Genomic DNA, 24,109 nt, shown 5'->3' on the forward strand with positions numbered 1-24,109 from the left:
GCCCCAGTGCCGCACGTGACGCAGAAGTCGCGCCACCCAGTCGGGCGGGATGTTGCAGTAACCGGCATGGATCCCCTTCCCGGCTTGGTGCTCACGTTCGACGTCCGGTCCTTCAGCGGTCAGCGCAACGAGACGATGCTGTCCACTCGGGAGACGCTGTACCGCATCGTGGCCGAGTCGTTCGATCACGGCGGTGTGCGCTGGGAGGACTGCGCACACGAGGATCGCGGCGACGGAATCCTCGTCGTCGTGCCGGCATCGGTGCCGAAGACGACCGTCCTGGGCTCCGTCCTCACCGAACTGGTGCACCGCATCTCCAACGCCCCCGTCAACGCCGACGGGACCGGCCTGGAGGTGCGCATCGCCGCACACGGTGGCGAGATCCACCGCGATGCCAAGGGTTTCGCCGGATCGGACGTCATCCTGCCGTTCCGGCTGCTCGACTCGCGCGAGTTGCGCGACGCACTGGCCGGGTCGACCGCGCGCTGCGTCGTCATGGTGTCGGACTCCTTGTACGAGAGCACGGTGCGCCACGACTACCCGGGAATGGCCGGCCGCGCGTTCCACCCCGTCGAGGTGCGAGTGAAGGAGACCAGCGTGCGGGCATGGCTGCACGTGCCAGGAGCCGCGACGCCCGCACCGGCCGCACCACCACCCGTGTCGCCCGAACCCGCGGTGGCACAGCACAACGGCGCCCGCATCAGCGCGGGCGGGGACATCAAGGTCGAGAACGGCGTTCTCGCCGGACGCGACGTGATCACGACGGAAAGCCACCGCGATCCTCGGTGGCTCAGACGAGAGGACAACCAATGAGAAGGCTGCTGGCACTGGGTTTCGTCATCACCCTGACCGCGTCTGGCTGTGGCCTGCTGGACACCAAGCACAAGGTCGGCGAGTGCGTGCACACCCGCACGTCCCTGGGCGGCACCGACATCACCAGCACCGACTGCCCCACCAAGAAGGGGATCGACCCGGGATCGTTCACGAACCCGGTGTACAAGATCACCGCCGTGCTCGACTACGAGCAGAGCTGCCCGAACGGCCGGTCGTTCGGTGGCATCGAGCTCAAGCACGAACCCGATGACGCGGTCTACTGCCTCGCCCTGGCGGCGGGCCTGTGAACAAGGACACCGCGTTCACGGTCGTCGACCTCGTCGGCCAGCTCCCGCTCGGCTACCTCTCCCCAGAGGACGAGAAGCGAGCCCAGGCGCTGCACCGCATCCTCGTGCAGCACCACGTGCAGATCGTCGGCGTGAACCGCACGACCCTGCTCGACCGCGTCATCGAGCTGCTCGACGACGACCCCGCCTTCCGCCGCTCGGTCACCGCCCAGCTCGCCACCACCGGCACCACGATCTCGGCCGGCGGGTCGATCACCGCGTCGGGCAACGGCGTGATCGCCGGTCGCGACGTCGACCAGAGCAGGCACACCCAGCACAAGAAGACCAACTACGGCGGCATCCTCGTCGCCGGTGTGGCGGTCGTGGCCCTGTTCCTGGTCGGCAAGACGGTGATCAACAACCTGGGCACCGACGAGCCGAGCACCCCCGGCACCTCTTCGGTGCTCACCGGCAACCACACCTGCCGCGACTTCCTCGCCGCCGACCAGCCCACCCAGCTGGCGACGTTGAAGCGCATCTACCTGGACGCGGGCGACGCGGAGCGCGCCGGCGACCCGTTCATCATGCAGAACGGCCAGTACACCTGCGGACAGGCACCGAACATGAAGCTCTCCGGCCTCGCCCGGCGCTGATCTCGAACGGAGCAGGCCATGAACATTCGTTTGCTCACGTGCGCGCTGCTCGCCGTGACGACGACCGCGTGCGGCACGATCGCCGTCGGGCCGCCCGACCCCGAGTTGCCCGAGATCATCGCCCCGGCGCAGATCACGCTGAAGCCGCAGGAGGTCGCGAACCTCCCCAAGGGCAGGGACGGCTTGCCGCACAACGCCATTCTCGCGTGTGAGGTGATGGACTGGCCCGTCGTGCACGCCTTGATGGGCCGGGAGTTCCGGCACCAGGAAGGCTACGACGACGAGCACGAGGCGCGGGACTGCCGTTCCCACATCGAGGACATCGACTCGGGAAAGGGCATGGTGGCCGCGACCAGGACGGACCGCTCAGACGCAACACCCTTGTACGACAGCCTGAAGGCGTTCGCCGAGGAGAAGGACATCCTGGAGGAGTACACCGGACGGAAGCCGAGCACCGTCCGGGAGTGCTTCTGGCTGCGCGACTTCCTCGATCACTCGCTGAACACCGGGATGGTCTGCCGCGACACCAACAACGTGACCGTGCACTTCATCATCAACCTCGGGATCTCGAAGGCCGACACGATCAAGCTCATGGCCGTGGCGCTCGCACGATCTCGGGCGTACTTCGAGGCGTACCACCGCTAGGCACGCGGCTGCGCTGCGTCAGCACGACGCAGACGAGCACGACCGCTGCGGTAGCGAGAGCGGGCCAGCCGACCGGTTCGCCGAGCACCAATGCCGACCACACCAGCGTCAGGACGGGTTGGGCCAGCTGGATCTGGCCGATCTTGGCGACTCCACCCGCGGCCAGGCCCGCGTACCAGGCGAAGAAGCCCAGGAACATCGAGATCAGTGCCACGTAAGCGAAACTGAGCCACACGACGGTGTCGGCGCGCGAGAAGTCCGCTGTGTACAAGGAGACCGGGATGGTCACCGGCAGCGAGACGACCAGCGCCCAGCAGACGGTGCGCGCGCCACCCAGCTCACGGGAGAGCGCGCCGCCCTCTGCGTAACCCAGGCCGCACAGCACAACGGCGATCAGCAGGTACGCGTCGGCGAGGCTCAGCGAGCCGGAGAAACCGCCACCGGTGGCCACGAACGCCAGCACCGCGAGCAGTCCGGCGCCGCTGGCGAGCCAGAACGCGAGAGGCGGGCGTTCCCCCGCCCGCGCCACGGCCCAGATCGCCGTGGACATCGGCAGCACGGCGATCACGACGGCGCCGTGGGCCGAGGTCTGCGTGGTGAGAGCCAGCGACGTGAAGAGCGGGAACCCGATCACGATGCCGAGCGCGACGATGAGCAGACGGCGGACCTGTGCTGCCGACGGCAGCGGTGCGCGCGATAACGCCAGGTAGCCGATCGCCAGCAGGCCGGCGACGAACGCGCGTCCGAACGCGACGAACCACGCGTCCAGACCTGCCACGGCCAGCCGGGTCGCCGGCAGGGAGAAGCTGAACCCCAGCACGCCGAGCGCGCCGAGTGTTACCCCCGCTGGCACGATAACGTTACTCTTGGCTCTCATGAATGAGGATAACGCAGCCGTCCGCGTTATCGAGGACCTGAGAGCAACGGCACGTGCCGGTCGCGCCGGCGACCGCATGCCCTCGGTGCGCGACCTGATGGCACGGCACCGCGCCTCGCCCGCGACGGTCCAGCAGGCCATCCAGCGCGTCGCCGCGGAAGGTCTCGTCGAGGTGCGGCCCGGCCGGGGCAGCTACGTCGCCCAGCGCGCCACGACGGCGAGCCACGACCTCTCGTGGCAGGCCGTCGCGCTTGGCGAGGGCAGGCCCGGTGAGGACCTCGTGGCGAACCTCGTCGCGGTGCCCAAACCCGAGGCCATCCCGCTGACCAGCGGCTACCTCGACCCCGACCTGCAGCCGACCGACGCGCTCGGCGCCGCGCTCAGCCGTGCGGCACGCCGCCCGGCGAGCTGGGGCCGCGTGCCGGTCGAGGGCAAGGAGGAGCTGCGCGCGTGGTTCGCCAAGGAGGCGGGCGGCGAACTCAGGGCAGGCGACATCACCGTCTGCGCGGGTGCCCAGGAAGCACTCGCGACCGTGTTCCGCGGTCTCGGCGAGCGCGGTGACGCCGTGCTCGTCGAGTCACCCACCTACCTCGGCGCGATCGCGGCCGCCCGCGACGCGGGGCTCAAGGTCGTCCCCGTGCCCGCGGACCAGGACGGTGTCCGCCCCGACCTGCTCCAGGCCGCGTTCGAACGCACCGGCGCGAAGGTCTTCTACTGCCAGCCGTTGCACGCGAACCCGCACGGCGCCGTGCTGTCCGACGAACGCCGCACGGAGGTCATGCGGATCGTCCGCCGGGCAGGCGCGTTCCTCGTCGAGGACGACTGGGCGCGCGGCTTCACGATCGACGGCACCGCCCCGCCGACGCTCGTTTCGCAGGACACCGACGGCCACGTCGTCTACGTCCGCTCGCTCACCAAGGTCGCCGCGCCCGGTCTGCGCGTCGCCGCGATCGGTGCCCGCGGCCCTGCGGGCACGAGACTCAAGAACACCCGGTCCCGACAGGACCTGTACGTCGCCGGGCCGTTGCAGGAGGCGGCGATCGACTTCGTGACCTCCCCCGTCTGGCGGCGGCACCTGCGCACGCTCCAGCAGTCGTTGAGGACCAGGCGGGACGCTCTGACGCGCGCGGTCGCCGAGCACCTGCCCGAGTTCGAGATCGCCAGGTCGTCCGGCGGCCTGCACCTGTGGGCAACCCTCCCCGACGGTGTGGACGATCTGGAGCTGACGGCGGCCGCGGCGGCACGCGATGTCGTCGTCGTTCCGGGACGGTCGTGGTTCGCCGCTGAACCGCCGGGCAGTTTTCTTCGTTTGACCTACGGCGGCGCACCGGAACACGTGCTCGCAGAAGGAGTCCGGCGCCTCGCCCACGCCGTGTCCACTGTGCGGAGATGACCACTTCGAGTGAATTGCATCGTTCGTTAACTTGACTCAATCCAGAAAAGACGGCAGGGTGGCTGCCGTGCCCACGGCTTCCGATTTCGAGCGCTTGTTGCGTGGAGCGTCGCTTCGGGTGACGGCTCCGCGGATAGCTGTGCTGTCCGCGGTGCACGCCCACCCGCACGCCGACACGGACTCGATCATCGGTGTCGTGCGTCAGAACCTCGGCGCGGTCTCCCACCAGGCCGTGTACGACGTGCTCCGCGCGCTGACCGGAGCCGGCCTCCTGCGAAAGATCGAACCCCAGGGCTCGGTCGCCCGCTACGAGGCGCGCGTCGGGGACAACCACCACCACGTCGTCTGCAGATCCTGCGGCGCCATCGCCGACGTCGACTGCGCGGTCGGCCACGCGCCATGCCTGGACGCATCCGACGACCACGGGTTCGTCATCGACGAGGCCGAGGTCATCTACTGGGGCTCCTGCCCCGAGTGCACGACCGCCGCGAAAAGTTCCTGAACACCCGGAAGGATTCCCGTGTCCGACAGCACTGACGCCAAGCTGGCCGATCTGAACGTGGAGGAGGCCGGCGGCTGCCCGGTCGCGCATGGTCGCATCAGCCACCCCAGCGAGGGCGGCAGCAACCGAGACTGGTGGCCCAACCAGCTCAACCTCCGGATCCTCCGCAAGCACCCCGTCCAGGCCGACCCGTTCGGTGGCGAGTTCGACTACGGCCAGGCGTTCCAGACCGTCGACCTGGACGAGCTGGCGCGCGACGTCGACGCCGTCCTGACCGAGTCGAAGGACTGGTGGCCCGCCGACTTCGGCCACTACGGCCCGTTCATGATCCGCATGGCGTGGCACAGTGCGGGCACGTACCGCACCCACGACGGCCGCGGTGGTGCCGGCGCGGGCATGCAGCGCTTCGCCCCGCTCAACAGCTGGCCGGACAACGGCAACCTGGACAAGGCCCGCCGTCTGCTGTGGCCGGTCAAGAAGAAGTGGGGCCGCAACGTCTCCTGGGCCGACCTGATGATCTTCACGGGCAACCGCGCCCTGGAGACCATGGGCTTCGAGACCTTCGGCTTCGCCGGTGGCCGCGCGGACGTGTGGGAGCCGGACGAGGACGTCTACTGGGGCCCGGAGACCACGTGGCTCGGCGGCGACGCCCGCTACAGCGGTGAGCGCGACCTCGAGTCGCCGCTCGCGGCCGTCCAGATGGGTCTGATCTACGTCAACCCCGAGGGCCCCAACGGCACCCCGGACCCGCTCGCCGCCGCTCGCGACATCCGCGAGACGTTCGGCCGCATGGGCATGAACGACGAGGAGACCGTCGCTCTCATCGCCGGTGGCCACACCTTCGGCAAGGCGCACGGCGCCGGTGACCCGGACCTGGTCGGCGCGGAGCCCGAGGGCGCCACGATCGACGCGCAGGGCTTCGGCTGGATCAGCACGCACGGCTCCGGCAAGGGCCGCGACGCCATCACCTCCGGCCTGGAGGTGACCTGGACGCAGCAGCCCACCAAGTGGACGAACCTGTTCTTCAAGAACCTGTTCGAGTTCGAGTGGGAGCTCACCAAGTCCCCGGCGGGCGCGCACCAGTGGAAGCCGAAGGACGGCGCGGGCGCCAACACCGTGCCCGACCCCGAGGACGGCACGCTGAACCGCGCGCCGGAGATGCTGACGACCGACCTCGCGCTGCGCATCGACCCGGTCTACGAGCCGATCTCGCGCCGCTTCGCCGAGGACCACGCGGCGTTCTCCGACGCGTTCGCTCGCGCGTGGTTCAAGCTGACGCACCGCGACATGGGCCCGATCCAGCGCTACCTCGGCGCGCAGGTGCCGCAGGAGGAGCTGATCTGGCAGGACCGTCTGCCGGTCGTCGACCACGAGGTCGTCTCCGCTGACGACGTGGCGTCGCTCAAGGCCAAGATCCTCGAGACCGGCCTCTCGGTCTCGCAGCTCGTCAAGACCGCGTGGGCCTCGGCCTCGTCGTTCCGCCAGAGCGACAAGCGCGGTGGCGCCAACGGTGCGCGCATCCGCCTCGAGCCGCAGCGCGGCTGGGAGGTCAACGAGCCCGACCAGCTCGCCCAGGTCCTGCGCACGCTGGAAGGCGTGCAGGAGGCCTTCAACTCCGCGCAGTCCGGCGGCAAGAAGGTCTCGCTGGCCGACCTGATCGTCCTCGGCGGCGCCGCGGCGATCGAGCAGGCCGCCAAGGCCGCGGGCCACGACGTCGAGGTGCCGTTCCTCGCGGGCCGCGCCGACGCCACCCAGGAGCAGACGGACGCCGAGTCGTTCGCCGTCCTGGAGCCGACGATCGACGGCTTCCGCAACTACCGCGGCAAGGGCCACCCGCTCCCCTCGGAGTACCTGCTCGTCGACAAGGCGAACCTGCTCGGCCTCTCCGCTCCGGAGCTGACCGTGCTGGTCGGCGGCCTGCGCGTGCTGGGCGCCAACCACGGCGGTTCGACGGCGGGCGTCCTCACGGCCAAGCCGGAGACCCTGACCAACGACTTCTTCGTGAACCTCCTCGACATGGAGACGGAGTGGAAGTCGGTCACCGAGGACCAGGAGAACTTCGAGGGCCGCGACCGCGCCAGCGGTGCCGTCCGCTGGACCGCGACCCGCAACGACCTGGTGTTCGGCTCCAACTCCGAGCTCCGCGCCGTCGCCGAGGTCTACGCGAGTGACGACGCCTCCTCGAAGTTCGTCACGGACTTCGTCGCGGCGTGGACCAAGGTCATGAACGCGGACCGCTACGACGTCTGATCCAGCTCCACCCCGGTACCCCAGGCCACTCCCCCGGCCTGGGGTACCGTCGTCTTCATGGGGGTGCGCATCTCGGGCACGGTTCTGCCTTCGCGCGAACAGGTCTCGTTCGTCGTGTCCGGCGACCGCCTGCACACCGAACCGTCCACTCAGGACCCTGGCCTGTGGCTGCTGCCCGGCCTCGTGGACGTGCACTCGCACGCGGGCATGGAACAGCCCGGCGACACCTACTCGCACACCCAGTTCCGCCGCCACATGCTCGACCACCTCGCGGCCGGCGTGCTGACCGTCCGCTCCCCGGGCTCGCCCGACCCGATCCGCGACCGCCCGGACGACCCGGACCTCCCCCACCTGGTGCGAGCCGGAGCGTGGCTCGCCACCCCAGGCCGCTTCTTCCCCGACTACGGCCGCCGCGTGACCGAGGCAGACCTGGTCACCGCCGCCGTCGAGGAGGCCTCCACGGGCTGGTGCAAGGTGATCGGCGACTGGATGCCGGACGATCCCCCAGTCTCGCTGGACGTCCTGACCGCCGTCGTCACCGCAGTGCACGCCATCGGCGCCCGCGTAGCCGTGCACTGCCAAACCGAAGCCGGCTGCCGCAACGCCGTGCTGGCAGGCGCGGACAGCCTCGAACACGGAATGCACCTGGACCACTCACTCCTTCCTCAGATGGCCGCCCAGGGCACCGCCCTGGTCCCGACCTTCACGACGTTCGCCAAGATCAGCGCCGACATCCCCGACACCGTCGACCCCCGCGTGCGCGACTGGCTCCTCACCGGCTGGGAGCACGCGTTCCCGACCGTCCGCGCCGCGCACGAGGCAGGCGTGACGGTGCTGGCGGGCACCGACAACAAGCCGTGCGGCGAAGTCGCGGGCGAGATCGCCTGGCTCATCAAGGCCGGGATGCCGGTGGAGGCGGCCATCGGCGCCGGCTCGTGGACCGCGCGGGAGTGGCTCGGCCTGCCGGGCCTGACCGACGGTGGGTACGCCGACGTGGTCGCCTACGACGCGGACCCGGTGCAGGACCCGTCGGTGCTGACGCGGCCGAGCCGAATCATCCTGCGCGGCAAGGTCATCGCCTGACCCGACCGACACGCGAAGCCCGCTGGGACACACGCGGGTTGGCGCCGAACACACGTTTACGCGGCCGAACCCGTTGCACGGCAAGGCCATCGCCTGACTCGACCAGCACGCAGCGCCCACCGGGCCGACGGCCTCACGACACGAGCCAGCACCGGCACAAGGTGGCGCGGTTGGACCTGGTGCGTGGCGCGGTCAGCGGCTGATTCGGGGTAACACCTCCGTCGACTCCGGGTCGGCCTTGCGGGGTTGACGCAGGCGGGTGACCACGAACAGGGTCAGGGCTAGGGCCACGGCGGCTATCACCAGCTTCTGGAAGATGCCCGCGTAGGACTCGACTCGGTGCCAGTTCTCGCCCAGCTGGTAGCCGGCCACCACGAACGCCGTGTTCCAGATCAGGCTTCCCAGGGTGGTGAGCAGCAGGAATTTCGGGAAGTTCATGCGCTCTACGCCTGCGGGTAAGGAGATGAAGCTGCGGAACAGCGGAATCATTCGGCCGAAGAAGACTGCTTTTGTGCCGTGGCGGGTGAACCAGGCTTCGGTCTTGTCGAAATCGGTGACGCGGACCAGAGGAATGCGTGCGACCAGGGCTCGGGTTCTGGTGCGGCCCAGGAGCATGCCCGCGAGGTAGACGATGACGGCGCCGGCCACTGAACCCAGGGTGGTCCAGAAGAGTGCTGCGGGCAGGCTGAACACGCCCTTGCTGGCGGAGAAGCCTGCTAGCGGGAGTACCAGTTCGCTCGGGATCGGCGGGAAGAGGTTGTCCAGGCCCACTACTACCGCGGCGCCCACGCCTCCCAGCGACTCCATCAGCGAGACGGCCCATTCAGCCAGCATTGTTTCCCCTCGGGTGGTGGTGAGGTCTGCTGGGATTCACGCTAGGAACGGGGAGGGCGGCGGGCCATGAGGTTGTCCGTCGGGAATCGTGGGGGAAACCGCAGGGCAATACTGTGGTAAACCGCAATGCCGGGTCGGCTGGGGGTCGGTACGGTGGCGAATGTGCATCAGGAAGGGCAGCTCAGTGCTGGTTCACTGGTCCGGCGCTGGTTCCGGATGCTCCTCGGGCTGATGATCGGGTCCGTGACAGGAATGGCCGGGCTCGCGGCCGCCGCCGCGGATGTCGGCGTGGTCCGGCTGACCGAGTACGAGCTGGGCCGGATCGCGCGCTTCGACCAGGCCGTGCACACCAATCCCTTGACGCGTAGGGGATGCCGCCGCTACCTCGCGGTGCGGTGGCTGGTCGGAGCGCTCGGTGCGGGCGTGATCTACATGCTGGTGTTCTGGTATGGCGTGGCCGTTTCGATGGTGACGGCGTGGCTGTTAGGAGGTGATTGGGGCTTCATCGAGGAGGACGACCGTGTTTCGCTGGGACTGATCCTGCTGGTGACGGTGCCGGGCGTGTTGGTCATCTTCGTGACGACGGTCGGTGTGGCGGGTGTGGCGGCGCTGGAGAGAAGGCTCGCCACGGCGCTGCTCGGGACCAGTCAGCAGACGTTGCTGCGGCAGCGCGTCGCCGAGCTGACGAGCACCCGGGCCGAGGTCATCGAGGCGATCGACGACGAGCGGCGGCGCATCGAACGCGACCTGCACGACGGAGTCCAGCAGCGTCTGGTCGCGCTCGGCATGCTGATCGGCAGGGCGAAGCGCGCGAGGAGCGAAGGGCACATGCACGCGTTGTTGCAGCAGGCGCACGACACCGCGAGCGAGGCGATCGACGAGCTGCGCGAGGTCGCGACGCGTGTCTACCCTTCGGTGCTCGACCACTCTGGTCTGGCCGCGGCACTGGAGGCGTTGGCGGAGCGGGCGAGCGTGCGCGTCGACATCAGGAACGAGCTGACGGAGTCTCCGGGCAAGGCGCTGGAGGCGGTGATCTACTTCGTGGCGTCCGAGGCGGTCACCAACGCGGCCAAGCACGCCGATCCGTCGGTGGTCGAGATCTCCGTGTGGTCGAGCGGGTCCGAGGTCGCCGTCCGGGTGCAGGACGACGGGGTCGGTGGCGCGGACCGCAGCGGGTCCGGGTTGTCCGGGCTCGCCAGGAGGGTCAAGGCGGTGGACGGCGCGCTGGACGTGCTCAGTCCGGTCGGCGGTCCCACCGTGATCTCCGCGAGGTTGCCGTGCGCGTGATCCTCGCTGAGGACTCGACGTTGTTGCGCGAGGGCCTGATCCGGTTGCTCGCCGAGGAGGGGCACGAGGTCGTGGCCGCCGTCGGCACGGCTCCGGAGCTGCTCAAGGCCACCGAAGAACACCGGCCGGACATCGTCGTCACCGACGTCCGGATGCCGCCCGGTCACAAGGACGACGGCATGCGGGCCGCGCTCGAGATCCGTGAGCGGTGGCCGGAGGTGAGCGTGCTGGTGCTGTCGCAGTACCTGGAGAACCGCTACGCCACCGAGCTGATCACCAGCACCGGCGGCAAGGTCGGCTACCTGCTCAAGGACAGGGTCGCGCAGGTGGACGAGTTCCTGGAGGCCCTGGAGAGGGTCGCGGCGGGCGGCGCGGCGTTCGACCCCGAGGTCGTGCGCAGGCTGCTGACCAGAACGACCCACGTAGACCCGCTCGAAACCCTGACAACGCGAGAGAAGGAGGTCCTGGAACTGATGGCGCAAGGGCTCACCAACGCCCGCATCTCCACCCAGTTGCACATCTCGCAGAGCGCCGCCGAGAAGCACATCAACGCGATCTTCGACAAGCTCGGCCTCTCCGGGTCGTCGGGCATCAGCCGCCGAGTGCTGGCGGTGGTCCGCTACCTGGGCAGCTGATGGGCGTCGAGGAGCTGCTCGCCACGCCGGGCACAGAGGTCGCCCGTGGCCTGTTCAACGATGCCGTTGTGCTGCACGGAGAGTGGGTGGCGCGGTTCCCTCGGCACAGCCTTCCCGACGCACGACGGCGCGCGCGGGCATTGCGGCTGATCTCCTCGCTGGAGCTGCCGTTCGCGGTGCCCGAGGTCATCGAGGACAGGCTGGACCTGCCGCTCGGCGAGGCCCACGTCGTCATCTCGTACGTGGCCGGCGAGCAGTCGGAGACGGCGAGCGACGAGGCCGTCCGCGAGGTGCTCGACGCGCTCGAGAGCGTCGAGTTGAGCGATGAACTCGTTGCCCTGCTGGACGAACCGTTGTTGCACGCCGGCGGCCGGAGTGCGGCTGAGTCGATCAGCGAGCTCGTGTTCCCGCTGTTGACCGAGGACGAGCGCGGGCAGGCTTCGCAGGTGCTGCGGCGGTGCGCGGAGCTGCCACCGGCCAGGAGCTTCGTGCACGGCGACCTGGCACCGGTGAACCTGCGGTGGCACAACGGAAAGGTCAGCGGGATCATCGACTGGGACTTCGCCTGTGCCGGTGACCCGGCGCTCGACGCGGCGGCGTTCGCGAACTACGGCTGGCCGGTGGTCAGGCGTGCCCGGCCCGAACTGTACGAGCGGGCGCTCACGCACGCGGCGATGTTTCCGTTGACGGGCGCGGTGTCCGCGCTCCTGCAGGGCGGAGACCCGGCGAGGTTCCTCGCCTGGTTTCGGCGCCGCTGCTCGGTGCGCGAACACCCGCCACTCGGCTAGCTACTGCCAGGACGCCGGGATGAAGACGTCGAAGCTGCGGTCGGAGAGCCCCAGGTGGTCGCGCCTGGTGACGATGGCGCACGTCACCTGGGCGCAGTCGAGGTTGCCGCCTGCCTGCTTGATGTGGATCTGCGCGGTGAACGAGCCGTTCGCCGCGATCGTGGCGGTGCCGCCGGGCAGGTTGGTGACCCAGGCCGAGGGGCCCACGCCTGTGCCGCCCTGTCCGTCGCCGCCGAGGCAGGGAGTCGGTGCCGCGCCGTAGCTGTAGTCGTCGGGCACCTGGCACAGCGCCACGTAGTAGCCCTTGGCCGGGTCGTAGCCGGTGCCGGTCACCGTGATCGTCTCGCCGGCCACGACCAGGTCGGTGGCGTTGGAGGCGCTCAGGGTGTGGCCGTTGCGGGAAGCGCTTCCCGGAGCGGCCGCGGCGGGCACGGCGGTGGTCACTAGAGCAGCCGCGACGGCCGCCATTGCCAGCAGTTTCCTTGCCATCACTCGTCCTTGGTGTGAATAGGAACTCGGATGTGGTGGGACCCTCACCCTAGACGCTTAGGTAAGGCTAAGTTAAGTTCAAAGAGTGAGAATCTGGGTGGTTGTGCTCACGGTCGCACTGGTCGCGGGATGCACCGGGCCGGTGAACCGCAACGCGCCGACGGTTCCGGCGGGTGATCCGAGCAGAACGCCGCTGGAACAGCTGGAACCGGTGCAGGATCCGCGCCAGAAGTCCGGTCCCGGCACCGCGACGGTGGCGGTGCCGGACGTCGTGCCGATCACCGGCGACGCACGTCCGGTGTTGCCCACGACGGTCACCGACGCGCAGGACACGCAGGTCACGGTGGCCAGCGCCGACCGGATTCTCGCCTTCGACATGTACGGCACGCTCGGCGCGACGGTGTTCGGGCTGGGCCTCGGCGGGCGGATGGTCGGGCGCGACACGTCGACCGGATTTCCTGCTGCCGCACAGCTTCCGCTCGTCACGACGAACGGTCACCAGCTCAACGCGGAGGCGATCCTCGCGCTGCGGCCGACCGTGGTGATCACCGACACCACGCTCGGGCCGTGGGACGTGGTGTTGCAGCTGCGGGACTCCGGCATTCCCGTGGTGGTCACGGACTCTCGGCGGGCCGTCAACAACGTCGGAGACCTGATCAAGCAGGTCGCCGACGCCCTCGGCGTGCCCGGAGAAGGCGAGAAGCTCGCCTACCGCACGACCGTGGAGATCGAGAAGGCCAAGATCACGGCCCAGCGGCTCGCGAACGGGTCCGGGCTGCGGATCGTGTTCCTGTACGTGCGCGGCCAGTCCGGGGTCTACCAGATGTTCGGGCAGGGCACCGGCGCCGACGAGCTGATCAGCGCGGTGGGCGGGGTGGACGTCGCCACCGAGGTCGGGTTGCAGGGTTCGAAGCCGATCAACCCCGAGGCGTTGTCCAAGGCCGCGCCGGACGTGATTCTGGTGATGTCCAAGGGACTTCAGTCGGTCGGCGGGGTCGACGGCATGGTCGCGGTGCCCGGTGTCGCGCAGACGCCCGCAGGGCAGAAGCGCCGGATCGTCGACATGAACGACTACCAGGTGCTGAGCTTCGGGCCGTTGACCGCCTCCGTGATCGACGGCCTGGCCAGGGCGTTGTACACGTGAGGTCGCTGCTCTTCCTGACGCTCGCCGGTCTGCTGTTCGGGGCCGTGCTGCTGTCCGCGTCCGTCGGGCAGTTCCCCATACCTGTCAACGATGTCTTCGCGTCGCTGTTCGGCAGCCCGGCCGCCGATCCGATGGCCGAGGCGACGCTGTGGAACGTCCGGTTCCCGCGCGTGGTCATGTCGATCGTCGTCGGTGCCGTGCTGGGCGTGGCGGGTGCGTTGATGCAGGGCGTGTTCGGCAACCCGCTCGCGGAGCCCAGCGTCGTCGGGGTTTCAAGCGGCGCGGCCGTCGGCGCGTGTCTGACGATCGTGTTCCAGCTGAGCTTCCTCGGTCAGTTCACGACGCCGGTGATCGCCTTCGCGTTCGGGCTGGCCGCAACGCTGCTCGTGTACTCGTTCGCCCGGTCGGGCGGGCGCACCGAGGTCGTCACGTTGATCCTGACCGGCGTCGCGGTGAACGCGGTGGCGGGCGCGGGGATCGCGTTCCTGACGTTCCTCGGCGACCAGCAGGCACGGGAGCAGATCGTGTTCTGGCAGCTCGGCAGCATCGCCGGTGCGCGCTGGAGTTACGTCTGGACGGTGCTGCCGCTCGCGGTGGTGGGCGTCGTGCTGGCCGCCGTGCTCGCTCGCCGGCTCGATCTGCTCGCGTTGGGCGAACGGCCCGCGCGGCATCTCGGCGTGAACGTCGAACTGCTGCGGCTCGGGTCGATCGTGCTGGTGGCGTTGATGGTGTCGGCCGCGGTGTCGTTCACCGGCGTGATCGGGTTCGTCGGACTCGTGGTACCGCACCTGATCCGCATGATCGTGGGGCCGGGCCACCGCGTGCTGTTGCCCGCCAGCGCTTTGGGCGGCGCGCTGCTGCTCGTCGCCGCGGACCTGGGCGCGCGCGGTGTGATCACGTTCGTGGACCTGCCGATCGGCATGCTGACCGCGCTCGTCGGTGGACCGTTCTTCTTCTGGCTGCTGCGCCGGACCCGGCAGCAGGCGGGTGGCTGGGCGTGAAGCCGGAGATGTTCTGCGAGAACGTGTCGGTGCGCCTCGGCAACACCGAGATCCTCCGCGATCTGAACCTCACGGTGACCTCCGGCGAGGTGCTGGCGCTGGTCGGGCCGAACGGCGCGGGCAAGTCGACGGCTCTGGCCGTGCTGGCGGGAGACATCAGGCCGGACGCGGGTTCGGTGTGGCTGGACGGCAAGCCGCTCGACGAGTGGTCCGCACGCGAGACCGCCCGGCGCAGAGCCGTTCTGCTGCAACGGATCACGCTGTCGTTCCCGTTCACCGTCGCCGAGGTGGTGCGGATGGGCCGCGCGCCGTGGGACGACGACGGGGACGTGGTCGCGTCGGTCATGGAGCAGACCGAGATGACGGCGTTCGCCGGGCGGAAGTTCACGACGTTGTCCGGTGGCGAACAGGCTCGTGCCGCCCTGGCCCGCGTACTCGCGCAACGGGCCGGGGTGCTGTTGCTGGACGAACCGACCGCCGCGCTCGACATCCGGCACTCGGAGCTGGTGTTGCGGACCGCACGGGAGCAGGCGGCGCGGGGCAACGCGGTGCTGGTGGTGTTGCACGACCTCGGGATGGCCGGGGCGCACGCGGACCGGGTCGCGGTGATGGCCGAGGGGTCGATCGTCGCGGACGGGCCGCCGGGCGAGGTGCTGACGGAGGGGTTGCTGAGCGAGGTGTACCGGCACCGGGTCGAGGTGCTGGCGCATCCGCGGACGGGGCGGCCGGTCGTGCTGCCGTGGAGAGGGGAAGCATGACGCCGAAAATTGTCGGTGCCGTCTGGAAGAATAAAAGCAAGGGGACCCCCCGGAGGGGACCCCTGCGAAAGCTTGCGGCGCAAGCGATGTCGGTGGCACGTCGGGGTGCAGCGGCGCGTCGGGGTGCAGCGGCACGTCGGGTTGTGGTGGCGCGTCGGGGTGCGGCGGCGCGTCGGGGTGCGGCGGCACGTCGGGTTGTGGTGGCGCGTCGGGGTGCGGCGGCGCGTCGGGGTGCGGCGGCACGTCAGGGCATGGCGGCACGTCAAGGTGCGGTGGCACGTCGGGTTGTGGCTGCTCTAGTGGCCGTGGCCGGGCTGGTCGTGGTGACGCCGTCAGCTCAGGCTCAGGGGGCGCGGGTTGCCGCGACGCCGGCCAGCGCCGATCCCGAGTACGCGACCACGTTGTCGTTGCGCGGCAGCGGGTTCCAGTCCGTCAAGAACGGCTACGGCGGCATCTACGTGTTCTTCGGGTGGGTGGCGGAGCAGTGGCGGCCCAGCCAAGGGGGCGCTTCCGGCACGACGATGCGGTACGTGCAGGACCGCGAGGCCAAGGACAACAACGGATATCAGCGGTTCATCTCGTTCCCCGGTGGGGAGACCGAGCAGGCGGCCAACGGGGTCGTCAACGCGGACGGCAGTTGGACCGCGCAGCTGAACGTTCCCGGGGCCAGGTTCAGGACGGCCGGGCGGGACGGGGCGGTGTCCGAAGTGGACTGCACCAAGGTCACGTGCGGGGTCATCACCATCGGGGCGCACGGCGTGGTGAACGCGAACAACGAGACGTTCACGCCGATCAAGTTCGCGGTGCCGAACCAAACCACTCAAGCGCCCCCTAAGCCCACCACGACAACAACAACTACGACCACGGCTGTCCCGACGACGAGCACGACCACCACCACAGCGACGACTACAACGACAACCACGACTCAGCCTGAGGTTCAGCCCGCAGCCCAGGCCAGTCCGGACGAACGGCCCGGCTGGCTCATCGGAGGCGGCATCGGTGCCGCCGTGCTGCTCGCGGCGGGTCTCGTGTGGTGGCTGCGGTTCAGGAAGGGCAAGACCGATGCGTAGGACATTCGCGGTGCTCGCGGTCGCCGCGGCACTCGTCACCGCCACACCGGTGTCGGCCCAGGAGCAGATGACGCCGTCGGTGACGGTCTCGCCCAACGTCAGCGGGTTGCACCCGGACGGCGAGAAGATCACCCTCAGCGGCGCCGGGTTCGACCCCAAGGCCAACGACGGCAAGGGATGGGGCGTCCGGGTCGGGCCGAAGCGCGACGGGTGGCGGGACAAGACGACGACCACCAGCCAGTACTCCAAGCTGCTCAAGGAGAACTGGGCGGTCGGCATCAACCTCAAGGCCGACGGAACGTGGCAGGCGACGCCCACCGTCAAGGCCAACTACAAGGTGGGCAGCGAGGAGTTCAGCGCGGCCACCGAACAGCTGTACCTGATGATCTTCAGCTGGGACAGCCCCGACACCACGAGGGACCTCGTGATTCCGTTGCAGTTCAACGGGGTCACCTCACCGTCGCAGCCAAGACAAGGCAGTCTCAGCTGGAAGGTCACGGACAACGGCACCGGCACCCCGAGCGACGGCACGATCAACCACACCTGGCCGCTCGCAGACAGCACGCCGACCACCCTCAGGTTCGGCGGCAGGATCGACGTGCCGGCCCGCATCACCAAGCCCACGATCGACCTCGTGAACAAAACGCTGACGGTCGACGTCAACGGCGTCACGACGAAGTTCGCCGACTTCAAGGGACAGCCGGTCTACAACGGCAACAACGCCACGCTCCAGGCCGAACTGACCCTCACCGAGCAGGCCACCACGGCGCTCAACGGCACACCACCGGCGATCACCGCAACCATCACGTACCCGGTCGCCGCCCCCACCCTCACCCTGCAGCAGTCCGAAGTCGAGCAGAACGGCACGCTCTCCTTCACCGCCAACGGTTTCGCGGGCAACGAGCAGGTCAGCCTGGACGACCTCGGCACGTTCACCACGAACGCGGAGGGCAGCGTCCAAGCACAAGCACGGACCACCAAGGCACCGGGGCAGCACACCGTCACCGCCACCGGCCTCACGAGCAAGCGCACCGCGAGCGCCACCTACACGGTCAAGGTCAAGGGCTGTGAGGCGACGACCGTCGACAAGGGCACGGTGCTGTGGGGCTTCAAGAAGAGCTTCCGCGACTACATCGGCAAGGGCAGCGGCAACAGCATCACCGGCACGAACGGCGCCGTCGTCACCGACCAGGACGCCACCCCGAACGCCAACGGCGTCACCACGGGCGCGCACCAGTACGCGTTCCAGAAAGCGCAGTTCACGTCCAAGCAGCAGTTCGAGGTCCAGTTCCAGGGCACGATCACGTTCAGCTACCCGGCCCACTTCTTCACCATCCACCTCAGCAACCCGAAGGTCGAAGTCACCAACGCCACCGGCAAGCTGAAGGCGGACGTCGAACTCCAGACCAGCGGCCAGACACCGGGCAAGCCGACGAAGCTGACCGGCGTCGACCTCGCTGACCTGGATCTCCGCAACGCCACCACCAGCGACAACGCCGGTGTGCTCACCGTCACAGGCATCAAGTCGACGCTCACGAACTCCGAGGCGTTCGCGGGCTTCTACGGCGCGGGCGACAAGCTCGACGACCTCACGCTCACGCTGGGTTCGTCCTGCGCTCAGCTGCCCGAACAGCCAGGTCCGGCAGCGATTCCGCCGGCGCAAGCTCCTCAGGACCTCGTGCCGCCGCTCGCGTTCCGTCCGCAACGGCTCGCGAACACCGGTGCGTCTCCGCTGGTGGCCCTCGCGCTGGGAATTGTGCTGGTGGGCAGCGGAATCGCGCTGCTCGTGACGACTTCACCCGGACGGAGGACTTGATCACTATGATGGGTGGGTGCCCCTGAGTCGTCGACCTCTCGCGTTACTCGCTGCGCTCGCGCTGGTCAGTGCGGTCACGGCGTGCACCAACGCAGCGGTCGGCGACCCGGTCGGGAGCCAGCTGGACGCGCAGAAGCCCACGTCAACGAAGAAGACGCCCCCTGCGGCACCTCCCCGGGACAAGATCAACCTCACCACCGAGAACGGTCGGCAGAGCGCCGGGACCGTGCTCGCGGGGGCCGGGGACGCGCCGTACAACTACGCGCCCGCCGTCATGCTCGACAACGGCCGGGTGCGGGCGTGGTGGTGCAGCCAGCTGAGCGCGGCGCCACCCGGTGGCGACGACATCCTCTACAGCGAGGGACCGGCCGTCGGTGGACCGTTCACGACGGCCGTTCCGGTGTTCTCGGGCAGCGGTGGCAGCTTCGACGCGATCCACACGTGCGACCCGTCGCTGATCAAGATCGGCAGCAAGTACTACCTGTACTACACCGGCGCCGCGCGGGACAACCACGCGAACGGCAGCTCGGTCGGCGTCGCCTCCAGCCCCGACGGCATCAGCTGGACCAGGGAGAACGGCGGCCAGTCGATCGTCGCCCCCGCCGGGGACAACTTCCGCGAGAACACCTACGGCGCCGGTCAGCAGTCGGCCGTCTACGTCGACGGCTGGGTGTACCTGATGTTCACCGACACCACCGGCCTCGCCTCACACCAGAACGGCGCCGGCCAGTACGTGCTGCGCTCGAAGGACCCGACGTTCGCCACGGGTGTCGAGGCGCTCGGCAAGCAGGGCTTCAAGCCGGTGACGTCGAACAACCAGCCGCGCACGCGGTCGATCGTCGAGGCGTTCAGCGCGGACTGGATGTGGATCGAGGCGGTCTCGTCGTTCGCCATCGCCCACGAGACCGACGCGGGCACGACCATCACGTTCTGGAACAAGGACTTCACCCGGCACCCCTTCGAGCCCGTGACGATCACCGGGCCCTGGAAGGAAGGCCCCGGCCTGCTGCGCACCCCCGAGGGGCACGCGCCGGTCGACCCCAAGGACCCGTGCGGCCGGGTCGCGCTGGACGTGCTGCGCGGCACCATCGAGGGCCCGGCGGGTCCGACGAACATCTCCCACTTCGGCTTCGACGCCGTCGGCCTCAAGGGCTGCGCGACGGCGGCGGAGGCCAAGGTCCTCAACGGTTTCGCGGTGCCTTCGCCGGAACGCACGCTGGACGTCGTCGTGGGCACCAACGTGATGCGGTTCGAACGTCGTTCGGTGGCCGAGAAGTTCGCCCGCGGTGTGCTCGGCACGCGGCCGCAGGGCGTCGACTCGCTCAAGCTCACGGTCACCGTGCCCGCGGGAGCGCCCGCCGTCACGAACCCGGACGGCGAGGTCGGGCTGCTGCTCGGCGAGAAGCTGTGGGTCGTCGGCTCGGCGCAGGTCGCGACGTTGAACTCGTCGCAGATCACGCCGGTGTCCATGGACCAGTGGGCCAAGTACGAACGCCTGCCGGATCTCGTCCGGCGCTGACCGGATACGTTCTCCCCGAGGGTCGAAATCGGACATGGGGGACCGGGAAGTGGCAATCACGACGCAACGGCCGAGAGCGCTCGCGGACAGCGTGGTGCCGGTGCCGGACGAACCGCGGCACGAGCTCGCCTGGCTGGGGTTCTCCGCCGCGTTCGTGGCCTCGGTGGCGTTCCTGCTGCTCATCCCGGCCGGTTGGTCCCGGCTCGACCACCTGTGGGCCGAGGACGGCGCCCGGTTCATGGTCGACGCGGTGCGCTCCCCCGTCCTCACGAACCTGGTCGACCCGTACGGCGGCTACCTGCACGCCTTCCCGCGGCTGGTCGCGCAGGTCGTGGCGCTGCTGCCGTTCGAGTGGACGGCCGCGGGCTTCGCGGTCGGTGCCGCCGTCCTGCGCGCGCTGATCGCGCTGATCACGTTCGCCGCGTCGAAGGCGTACCTCCGCTCCACGCCGATGCGGTTCGCGCTGGCAGCGCTGGTCATCGTGTTGCCGGCGGGCAACTCCGAGACGCTGAACAACGTCACCAACCTGCACTGGTTCCTGCTCTACGGCGTCTTCTGGGCGTTGCTGTGGCGCAACGCCCCGCGCGTGCCGGTCGCGTTGTTCGTGGTGCTCTCGGCGCTGACCAGCCCGTTGGTGTTCATCCTGGCGCCGATCGCGCTGGTGCGGCTCTTCCAGCCGCGCAAGGAGGTGCCGATCGCGTTCCTCGTCGGACTGGTCGTGCAGGGCGTCACGATGATGGTCGCCGACCGCACGCCGTACTCGCACGACGAGGTCGACCCGGTGCAGGTGCTGCTGGCGAGCCTGCTGCGGGTGCCCGTGGTGGCGTTCACGGGGTCGGAACGGGTCAGCGACTTCTACCCGGCGCAGGGCAACCTGGTGATCATCGCCGCGCTGCTGGTGGCGGCCGTGCCGATCGTCGCCGGACTGCGGTTCGGTGACCGGGCCGGGCGGACGCTCGTGCTCGTCGCCACCGCGTACAGCATCGTGCTGATCGTGGCGTGCCTGGTGCTGAACTGGGCGCAGGTGCTCCAGGTGCAGGCGCCCGACGTCGTGATGGCCGGGCAGCGGTACAGCATCCTGCCGTGCCTGTTCCTGTTCACCGCGATCTTCGTCGGACTGGACGCGACGCCCGCGAAGACCTGGGAGCGAGCCGTCGTCGCCGGCAGCCGCTACCTGATCGGAATTCTCGTGGTGGTCAGCGTCTTCGCCCACCTGCGGGAGCCCGCAACCGTGCTGGACGGCGTCCCGTGGGACGAGAGCCTCGCCCGTGCGCGGGCGGAATGTTCCGCCGGCGCAACGGAAACGCGGTTGGAGCACGAGCCGCAGGGATGGTTCTTCATCGTCCCGTGCGAGTCGGTGCGCTGACGAAGTCCCGGAACAAAGTCGGCGGCTTTCCCGTCACGTCCTCGACCGTCGTGGTGACCCGATCCTCTGCGCCACCACGGATGTCCTCGTCGAGCCGCGCCAGCACGGCCGCGAAATCCCTGGGCAGACCAGCGGAAATTCGTTCGGTCAACTCGAGAGTGCTCACCGAACGGTGTCGCACGGGCCTGCCCGTGACGTCGGTGATGATCGCGGCGGCATCGGCGTAGCTCAACGCCTCCGGGCCGGTGAGCACGTGATCAGTGTTGTGCGGCAACGGATCGGTCAACGCCCGCGCGGCCACGGCGGCGATGTCGGCGGCGTCCACGAACCCCACCCGGCCGTCGCCGGTGGCCGTGACGATCTCGCCCGCCTGCACGCCCGCCGCCACCGGGTGGTCGCCGGTGAAGTTCTGCATGAACCAGGACGGGCGCAGCACCGCCCACTCCGGCAGGGTGCGCACGAGTGCGGGGAGAGCGCCCATCCCCGTGGCGCTCTCCGGCACCGCGGACGAGCTCAGCAGTACCACCCGCCGCACGAGTCGCGCTCGAGCGAGCATCGACTCGACCACCGGAACGGGGTCCACGACCCCGATCGGGGGGATCAGGTAGATCTTTCTTATCCCGTCCAGCGCGGGTTCAAACGTCGAGGGGTCGTCCCAGTCGAACCTGACGTGGTTGTCCCCCACCGGCTTCCTGGTCCCGACCAGGGCCTCGGGCAGCAACGACGCCAGTCGGCTGCCGGTCGTGCCGGTACCGCCGATGATCAGCACGCTCACGCTGCCAACTCCTGCGCCAGCAGCGGGTTCCAGTAGTCGCGGTAGTTCAGGATCTCGCCGTCCCTCAGGGTGATCACCGCGATGTACGAGGCGCGGTAAGGCTTTCCGGTCGCGACGACCACGCCTTCCGCGTCGAACTCGGCCACGAGCACGTCCGGGGTCTCGTGCACGACCTGCTTCGGGAACGACCTGATGTCGAGCATCTTCGGGTAGTCGCGCAGGTAGTCCTCGATGGCGGCACGGCCCTCCAGCCGGGCGGGCCAGCCCGGTGGCGCGAACGGGAACTCCATCACGCCGTCCTCGGCCCACAGGCCCGCGAATCCGATCATGTCCTTGTCCAGCAGCAGTTGCAGCGCCCTCGGGATGAGGTCCACGAAAGCTCCTCCGAGAAGAAATGGACGAGACGGTCCCGTCCCGTCCAAAGTTAGACGGAACGGGACCGTCTCGTCCAGTCCTATGATGTGTGCCATGACCAAGCGCACCCCCACCGGCGCCGCCGTCCTGCAGCCCCAGGTGACGCAGGCGATCACCGAGGCCGTGTTCGAGGAACTCGCTCTGCACGGCTACGCGAGGCTGTCGATGGAGGCAGTGGCGAAACGCGCGGAGGTCGGCAAGAGCGCCCTGTACCGGCGCTGGCCGTCCAAGCAGGACATGGTGGTCGCGGCCCTGTCGGAGTTCTCCGTGCCGCTGGCCGAGGTGCCGGACACCGGCTCGTTGCGCGGCGATCTGCGCGCGACCGTCCAGGCCGTGCACGACTGGCTGACGCACCCGCGGTTCGCCACGATCCTGCCCGACCTCACCGCCGAGGCCGTCCGCAACGCGACGTTGTCCGAGGCGATCGCGGCGACGATCGGCGAACCCCGGCGCGCGCTCGGTGCGACGACCCTGCAGCGCGCGGTGCAGCGCGGCGAGCTACCGGCCGACTTCGACGTCGAGATCGCTCTCGACCTGGTCGCGGCGCCGGTCTACTGGCGGCTGTCCGTCCGCCGCGCACCCGTGGAGCCCGACTACCTCGACCGGCTCGTCGACCACCTCGTGCGCGCCCTGAAACCCTGATCAGTGCTGGTAGCTGGGGTAGTCGACGTACCCGGACGGCGCGGAGAACCACGTCTCCCGCTCGGTGCTCACGAGCGGCAGCCCGAGCCGGAACCGTTCGACCAGGTCGGGGTTGCCGAGGTAGGCGCGGCCGTAGCTGATCAGGTCGGCGCCGTTGGCGAGCCACCGCTCCCCCTGCTCCAGCGTGCTCTCGACCGGCCCGATCTGGCCGCCGGGATTCAGGATGAACGCCGTCGGCCACGCCTTGCGCAGCCCCATCAACGTCTCGTCGTCGGTGGTCGCGAGCACGTGGACGTACGCGATGTCCGGCAACGCCTTCAGCAACGAGCCGTAGAGCGCCGGCACGTCCTCCTCGACGATCCCCTGGATCTCGCCGCCGGGCGAGAGCCGGATGCCGACGCGGTCCGCCCCGATGGCGTCGACCGCGGCTTCGACGGCCTCCACGGCGAACCGGATGCGACCGGAACCGCCGTAGTGATCGGTCCGCTCGTTCGCGCTGGACGAGAGGAACTGCTGGATCAGGTACCCGTTGGCGCCGTGCAGTTCCACGCCGTCGAACCCGGCGTCGACGGCCCGCCGCGCCGCGTCCCCGAACGCCTGGACCTGCTCGCCGACCTCGCTGGTCGAGAGCGCGCGCGGAACGGGTGCGGGCGCCATGCCGGACGGGGTGAACACGTCGGTCCCGGCCGCGATCGCCGACGGACCGACGGGGTGGTGCCCGGCGACGTCGGCGTGCCCGATGCGGCCGCCGTGCATGAGCTGGGCGAAGATCCGGCCGCCGTTGGCGTGCACGGCGTCGGTGACCACGCGCCACGCCTCGACCTGCGCGTCGTCGTGGACGCCGGGCATGGACGGACCGGCCTGGCCCACGGCGTTGGGGTGCACGCCTTCGGTGACGATGAGCCCGGCCGTCGCGCGCTGGGCGTAGTAGGTGGCCGTCTCCGCCGTCGGTACGCCGTCAACGGCCCGTGCGCGGGTCATCGGCGCCATCACGAGGCGGTTCGGCAGGGTCAGGTTTCCGAGTCGGTAGCTGGTGAGGAGCATGCCGTCTAGGCTAGAAACCTGACA

At 69.4% G+C, this 24,109-nt stretch carries 26 protein-coding genes; 20 read left to right on the plus strand and 6 right to left on the minus strand.

The features are described 5' to 3' along the window. Nucleotides 1–66: 66 nt before the first annotated feature. The 4 genes from JNUCC0626_RS26780 to JNUCC0626_RS26795 are packed head-to-tail and all read left to right on the plus strand — an operon-like array spanning nucleotide 67 to nucleotide 2,398. Nucleotides 67–813, plus strand: a complete 747-nt coding sequence (locus tag JNUCC0626_RS26780) for a hypothetical protein (RefSeq protein ID WP_394613524.1) — start codon at nucleotides 67–69, stop codon at nucleotides 811–813. Further along, on the plus strand, nucleotides 810–1,121 hold the full coding sequence (locus JNUCC0626_RS26785; protein WP_394613525.1) for a hypothetical protein: 312 nt from the start codon (nucleotides 810–812) through the stop codon (nucleotides 1,119–1,121). The genes JNUCC0626_RS26780 and JNUCC0626_RS26785 overlap by 4 nt, the downstream gene beginning before the upstream one ends. After that, nucleotides 1,118–1,753, plus strand: coding sequence for a hypothetical protein (locus JNUCC0626_RS26790; protein WP_394613526.1), 636 nt, complete (start codon nucleotides 1,118–1,120; stop codon nucleotides 1,751–1,753). The genes JNUCC0626_RS26785 and JNUCC0626_RS26790 overlap by 4 nt, the downstream gene beginning before the upstream one ends. 18 nt (nucleotides 1,754–1,771) lie before the next feature. Continuing rightward, the gene (locus tag JNUCC0626_RS26795) at nucleotides 1,772–2,398 is read left to right on the plus strand and encodes a hypothetical protein (RefSeq protein WP_394613527.1); all 627 of its coding nucleotides are present in this window, start codon (nucleotides 1,772–1,774) and stop codon (nucleotides 2,396–2,398) included. Here the strand turns inward: JNUCC0626_RS26795 and JNUCC0626_RS26800 are convergent. Then, nucleotides 2,343–3,275: a DMT family transporter gene (locus JNUCC0626_RS26800; RefSeq protein ID WP_394613528.1), complete on the minus strand. Its 933-nt coding sequence runs from the start codon at nucleotides 3,273–3,275 to the stop codon at nucleotides 2,343–2,345. The two genes, JNUCC0626_RS26795 and JNUCC0626_RS26800, sit on opposite strands and share 56 nt — an antisense overlap. Between JNUCC0626_RS26800 and JNUCC0626_RS26805 the strand changes: the two genes are divergently transcribed. The 4 genes from JNUCC0626_RS26805 to JNUCC0626_RS26820 all read left to right on the plus strand — a co-directional run bounded on the left by JNUCC0626_RS26805 (nucleotide 3,274) and on the right by JNUCC0626_RS26820 (nucleotide 8,503). Then, a complete protein-coding gene (locus tag JNUCC0626_RS26805; RefSeq protein ID WP_394613529.1) occupies nucleotides 3,274–4,668 on the plus strand; it encodes a PLP-dependent aminotransferase family protein in 1,395 nt (464 codons plus the stop codon). The two genes, JNUCC0626_RS26800 and JNUCC0626_RS26805, sit on opposite strands and share 2 nt — an antisense overlap. Before the next feature lie 67 nt (nucleotides 4,669–4,735). Further along, nucleotides 4,736–5,170 (plus strand): Fur family transcriptional regulator, encoded by a 435-nt coding sequence (locus JNUCC0626_RS26810; RefSeq protein WP_394613530.1) that lies wholly within the window; start codon nucleotides 4,736–4,738, stop codon nucleotides 5,168–5,170. 18 nt (nucleotides 5,171–5,188) lie between these two features. Continuing rightward, nucleotides 5,189–7,420 carry a catalase/peroxidase HPI gene (gene katG / locus JNUCC0626_RS26815; RefSeq protein WP_394613531.1) on the plus strand — a complete coding sequence of 744 codons (2,232 nt, stop codon included), beginning with the start codon at nucleotides 5,189–5,191 and terminating at the stop codon, nucleotides 7,418–7,420. Nucleotides 7,421–7,477: 57 nt separating this feature from the next. Continuing rightward, nucleotides 7,478–8,503 (plus strand): amidohydrolase family protein, encoded by a 1,026-nt coding sequence (locus JNUCC0626_RS26820; protein ID WP_394613532.1) that lies wholly within the window; start codon nucleotides 7,478–7,480, stop codon nucleotides 8,501–8,503. Nucleotides 8,504–8,695: 192 nt separating this feature from the next. Here the strand turns inward: JNUCC0626_RS26820 and JNUCC0626_RS26825 are convergent, their stop codons facing one another. Beyond that, nucleotides 8,696–9,337, minus strand: a complete 642-nt coding sequence (locus JNUCC0626_RS26825) for a DedA family protein (protein WP_394613533.1) — start codon at nucleotides 9,335–9,337, stop codon at nucleotides 8,696–8,698. Nucleotides 9,338–9,499: 162 nt separating this feature from the next. Between JNUCC0626_RS26825 and JNUCC0626_RS26830 the strand changes: the two genes are divergently transcribed. Genes JNUCC0626_RS26830 through JNUCC0626_RS26840 form a run of 3 tightly spaced genes read left to right on the plus strand, consistent with a single transcriptional unit; the run spans nucleotide 9,500 to nucleotide 12,047 of the window. Further along, complete coding sequence (locus tag JNUCC0626_RS26830) at nucleotides 9,500–10,624, plus strand: sensor histidine kinase (protein WP_394613534.1); 1,125 nt, start codon at nucleotides 9,500–9,502, stop codon at nucleotides 10,622–10,624. After that, nucleotides 10,615–11,259 carry a response regulator transcription factor gene (locus tag JNUCC0626_RS26835; RefSeq protein ID WP_394613535.1) on the plus strand — a complete coding sequence of 215 codons (645 nt, stop codon included), beginning with the start codon at nucleotides 10,615–10,617 and terminating at the stop codon, nucleotides 11,257–11,259. The genes JNUCC0626_RS26830 and JNUCC0626_RS26835 overlap by 10 nt, the downstream gene beginning before the upstream one ends. Further along, a complete protein-coding gene (locus JNUCC0626_RS26840) occupies nucleotides 11,259–12,047 on the plus strand; it encodes an aminoglycoside phosphotransferase family protein (RefSeq protein ID WP_394613536.1) in 789 nt (262 codons plus the stop codon). The genes JNUCC0626_RS26835 and JNUCC0626_RS26840 overlap by 1 nt, the downstream gene beginning before the upstream one ends. Here JNUCC0626_RS26840 and JNUCC0626_RS26845 read toward each other — a convergent pair whose 3' ends face one another. Further along, nucleotides 12,048–12,536 (minus strand): hypothetical protein, encoded by a 489-nt coding sequence (locus JNUCC0626_RS26845; protein WP_394613537.1) that lies wholly within the window; start codon nucleotides 12,534–12,536, stop codon nucleotides 12,048–12,050. A gap of 85 nt (nucleotides 12,537–12,621) precedes the next feature. Here JNUCC0626_RS26845 and JNUCC0626_RS26850 point away from each other — a divergent pair, with 85 nt between their 5' ends. The 8 genes from JNUCC0626_RS26850 to JNUCC0626_RS26885 all read left to right on the plus strand — a co-directional run bounded on the left by JNUCC0626_RS26850 (nucleotide 12,622) and on the right by JNUCC0626_RS26885 (nucleotide 21,210). Next, entirely contained in the window at nucleotides 12,622–13,680 is a 1,059-nt protein-coding gene (locus JNUCC0626_RS26850; protein ID WP_394613538.1) for a heme/hemin ABC transporter substrate-binding protein, read from the plus strand. Further along, on the plus strand, nucleotides 13,677–14,681 hold the full coding sequence (locus JNUCC0626_RS26855; protein WP_394613539.1) for a FecCD family ABC transporter permease: 1,005 nt from the start codon (nucleotides 13,677–13,679) through the stop codon (nucleotides 14,679–14,681). The genes JNUCC0626_RS26850 and JNUCC0626_RS26855 overlap by 4 nt, the downstream gene beginning before the upstream one ends. Further along, nucleotides 14,678–15,439, plus strand: coding sequence for a heme ABC transporter ATP-binding protein (locus JNUCC0626_RS26860; RefSeq protein WP_394613540.1), 762 nt, complete (start codon nucleotides 14,678–14,680; stop codon nucleotides 15,437–15,439). The genes JNUCC0626_RS26855 and JNUCC0626_RS26860 overlap by 4 nt, the downstream gene beginning before the upstream one ends. 105 nt (nucleotides 15,440–15,544) lie before the next feature. Beyond that, on the plus strand, nucleotides 15,545–15,739 hold the full coding sequence (locus JNUCC0626_RS26865; protein WP_394613541.1) for a hypothetical protein: 195 nt from the start codon (nucleotides 15,545–15,547) through the stop codon (nucleotides 15,737–15,739). Beyond that, the gene (locus JNUCC0626_RS26870) at nucleotides 15,712–16,509 is read left to right on the plus strand and encodes a hypothetical protein (RefSeq protein ID WP_394613542.1); all 798 of its coding nucleotides are present in this window, start codon (nucleotides 15,712–15,714) and stop codon (nucleotides 16,507–16,509) included. Before JNUCC0626_RS26865 ends, JNUCC0626_RS26870 begins: the two co-directional genes overlap by 28 nt. Continuing rightward, a complete protein-coding gene (locus tag JNUCC0626_RS26875; protein WP_394613543.1) occupies nucleotides 16,502–18,325 on the plus strand; it encodes an HtaA domain-containing protein in 1,824 nt (607 codons plus the stop codon). Before JNUCC0626_RS26870 ends, JNUCC0626_RS26875 begins: the two co-directional genes overlap by 8 nt. Before the next feature lie 16 nt (nucleotides 18,326–18,341). Next, nucleotides 18,342–19,844, plus strand: coding sequence for a beta-xylosidase (locus JNUCC0626_RS26880; protein ID WP_394613544.1), 1,503 nt, complete (start codon nucleotides 18,342–18,344; stop codon nucleotides 19,842–19,844). Nucleotides 19,845–19,893: 49 nt separating this feature from the next. Continuing rightward, complete coding sequence (locus JNUCC0626_RS26885) at nucleotides 19,894–21,210, plus strand: hypothetical protein (RefSeq protein WP_394613545.1); 1,317 nt, start codon at nucleotides 19,894–19,896, stop codon at nucleotides 21,208–21,210. Here the strand turns inward: JNUCC0626_RS26885 and JNUCC0626_RS26890 are convergent. Next, on the minus strand, nucleotides 21,182–21,985 hold the full coding sequence (locus JNUCC0626_RS26890) for an ergot alkaloid biosynthesis protein (protein ID WP_394613546.1): 804 nt from the start codon (nucleotides 21,983–21,985) through the stop codon (nucleotides 21,182–21,184). The two genes, JNUCC0626_RS26885 and JNUCC0626_RS26890, sit on opposite strands and share 29 nt — an antisense overlap. Then, the gene (locus tag JNUCC0626_RS26895; protein WP_394613547.1) at nucleotides 21,982–22,359 is read right to left on the minus strand and encodes a nuclear transport factor 2 family protein; all 378 of its coding nucleotides are present in this window, start codon (nucleotides 22,357–22,359) and stop codon (nucleotides 21,982–21,984) included. Before JNUCC0626_RS26895 ends, JNUCC0626_RS26890 begins: the two co-directional genes overlap by 4 nt. A 94-nt stretch (nucleotides 22,360–22,453) precedes the next feature. Here JNUCC0626_RS26895 and JNUCC0626_RS26900 point away from each other — a divergent pair, with 94 nt between their 5' ends. Continuing rightward, nucleotides 22,454–23,041 (plus strand): TetR/AcrR family transcriptional regulator, encoded by a 588-nt coding sequence (locus JNUCC0626_RS26900; RefSeq protein WP_394613548.1) that lies wholly within the window; start codon nucleotides 22,454–22,456, stop codon nucleotides 23,039–23,041. On the opposite strand, the gene JNUCC0626_RS26905 is transcribed toward JNUCC0626_RS26900, so the two are convergent. Beyond that, entirely contained in the window at nucleotides 23,042–24,085 is a 1,044-nt protein-coding gene (locus tag JNUCC0626_RS26905; RefSeq protein ID WP_394613549.1) for an alkene reductase, read from the minus strand. Nucleotides 24,086–24,109: the final 24 nt, after the last annotated feature.

Origin of the sequence: Lentzea sp. JNUCC 0626 (assembly GCF_043632865.1) — a bacterium.
GTDB lineage: Bacteria > Actinomycetota > Actinomycetes > Mycobacteriales > Pseudonocardiaceae > Lentzea.

What these genes read in the sequence shown, in the direction of transcription:
- JNUCC0626_RS26780 (WP_394613524.1), top strand. Translation starts at nt 67, where the DNA reads ATGGATCCCCTTCCCGGCTTGGTGCTCACGTTCGACGTCCGGTCCTTC.
- JNUCC0626_RS26795 (WP_394613527.1), top strand. Translation starts at nt 1,772, where the DNA reads ATGAACATTCGTTTGCTCACGTGCGCGCTGCTCGCCGTGACGACGACC.
- JNUCC0626_RS26805 (WP_394613529.1), top strand. Translation starts at nt 3,274, where the DNA reads ATGAATGAGGATAACGCAGCCGTCCGCGTTATCGAGGACCTGAGAGCA.
- JNUCC0626_RS26825 (WP_394613533.1), bottom strand. Translation starts at nt 9,337, where the DNA reads ATGCTGGCTGAATGGGCCGTCTCGCTGATGGAGTCGCTGGGAGGCGTG.
- JNUCC0626_RS26900 (WP_394613548.1), top strand. Translation starts at nt 22,454, where the DNA reads ATGACCAAGCGCACCCCCACCGGCGCCGCCGTCCTGCAGCCCCAGGTG.
- JNUCC0626_RS26875 (WP_394613543.1), top strand. Translation starts at nt 16,502, where the DNA reads ATGCGTAGGACATTCGCGGTGCTCGCGGTCGCCGCGGCACTCGTCACC.
- JNUCC0626_RS26840 (WP_394613536.1), top strand. Translation starts at nt 11,259, where the DNA reads ATGGGCGTCGAGGAGCTGCTCGCCACGCCGGGCACAGAGGTCGCCCGT.
- JNUCC0626_RS26800 (WP_394613528.1), bottom strand. Translation starts at nt 3,275, where the DNA reads ATGAGAGCCAAGAGTAACGTTATCGTGCCAGCGGGGGTAACACTCGGC.
- JNUCC0626_RS26845 (WP_394613537.1), bottom strand. Translation starts at nt 12,536, where the DNA reads ATGGCAAGGAAACTGCTGGCAATGGCGGCCGTCGCGGCTGCTCTAGTG.
- JNUCC0626_RS26905 (WP_394613549.1), bottom strand. Translation starts at nt 24,085, where the DNA reads ATGCTCCTCACCAGCTACCGACTCGGAAACCTGACCCTGCCGAACCGC.
- JNUCC0626_RS26785 (WP_394613525.1), top strand. Translation starts at nt 810, where the DNA reads ATGAGAAGGCTGCTGGCACTGGGTTTCGTCATCACCCTGACCGCGTCT.
- JNUCC0626_RS26820 (WP_394613532.1), top strand. Translation starts at nt 7,478, where the DNA reads ATGGGGGTGCGCATCTCGGGCACGGTTCTGCCTTCGCGCGAACAGGTC.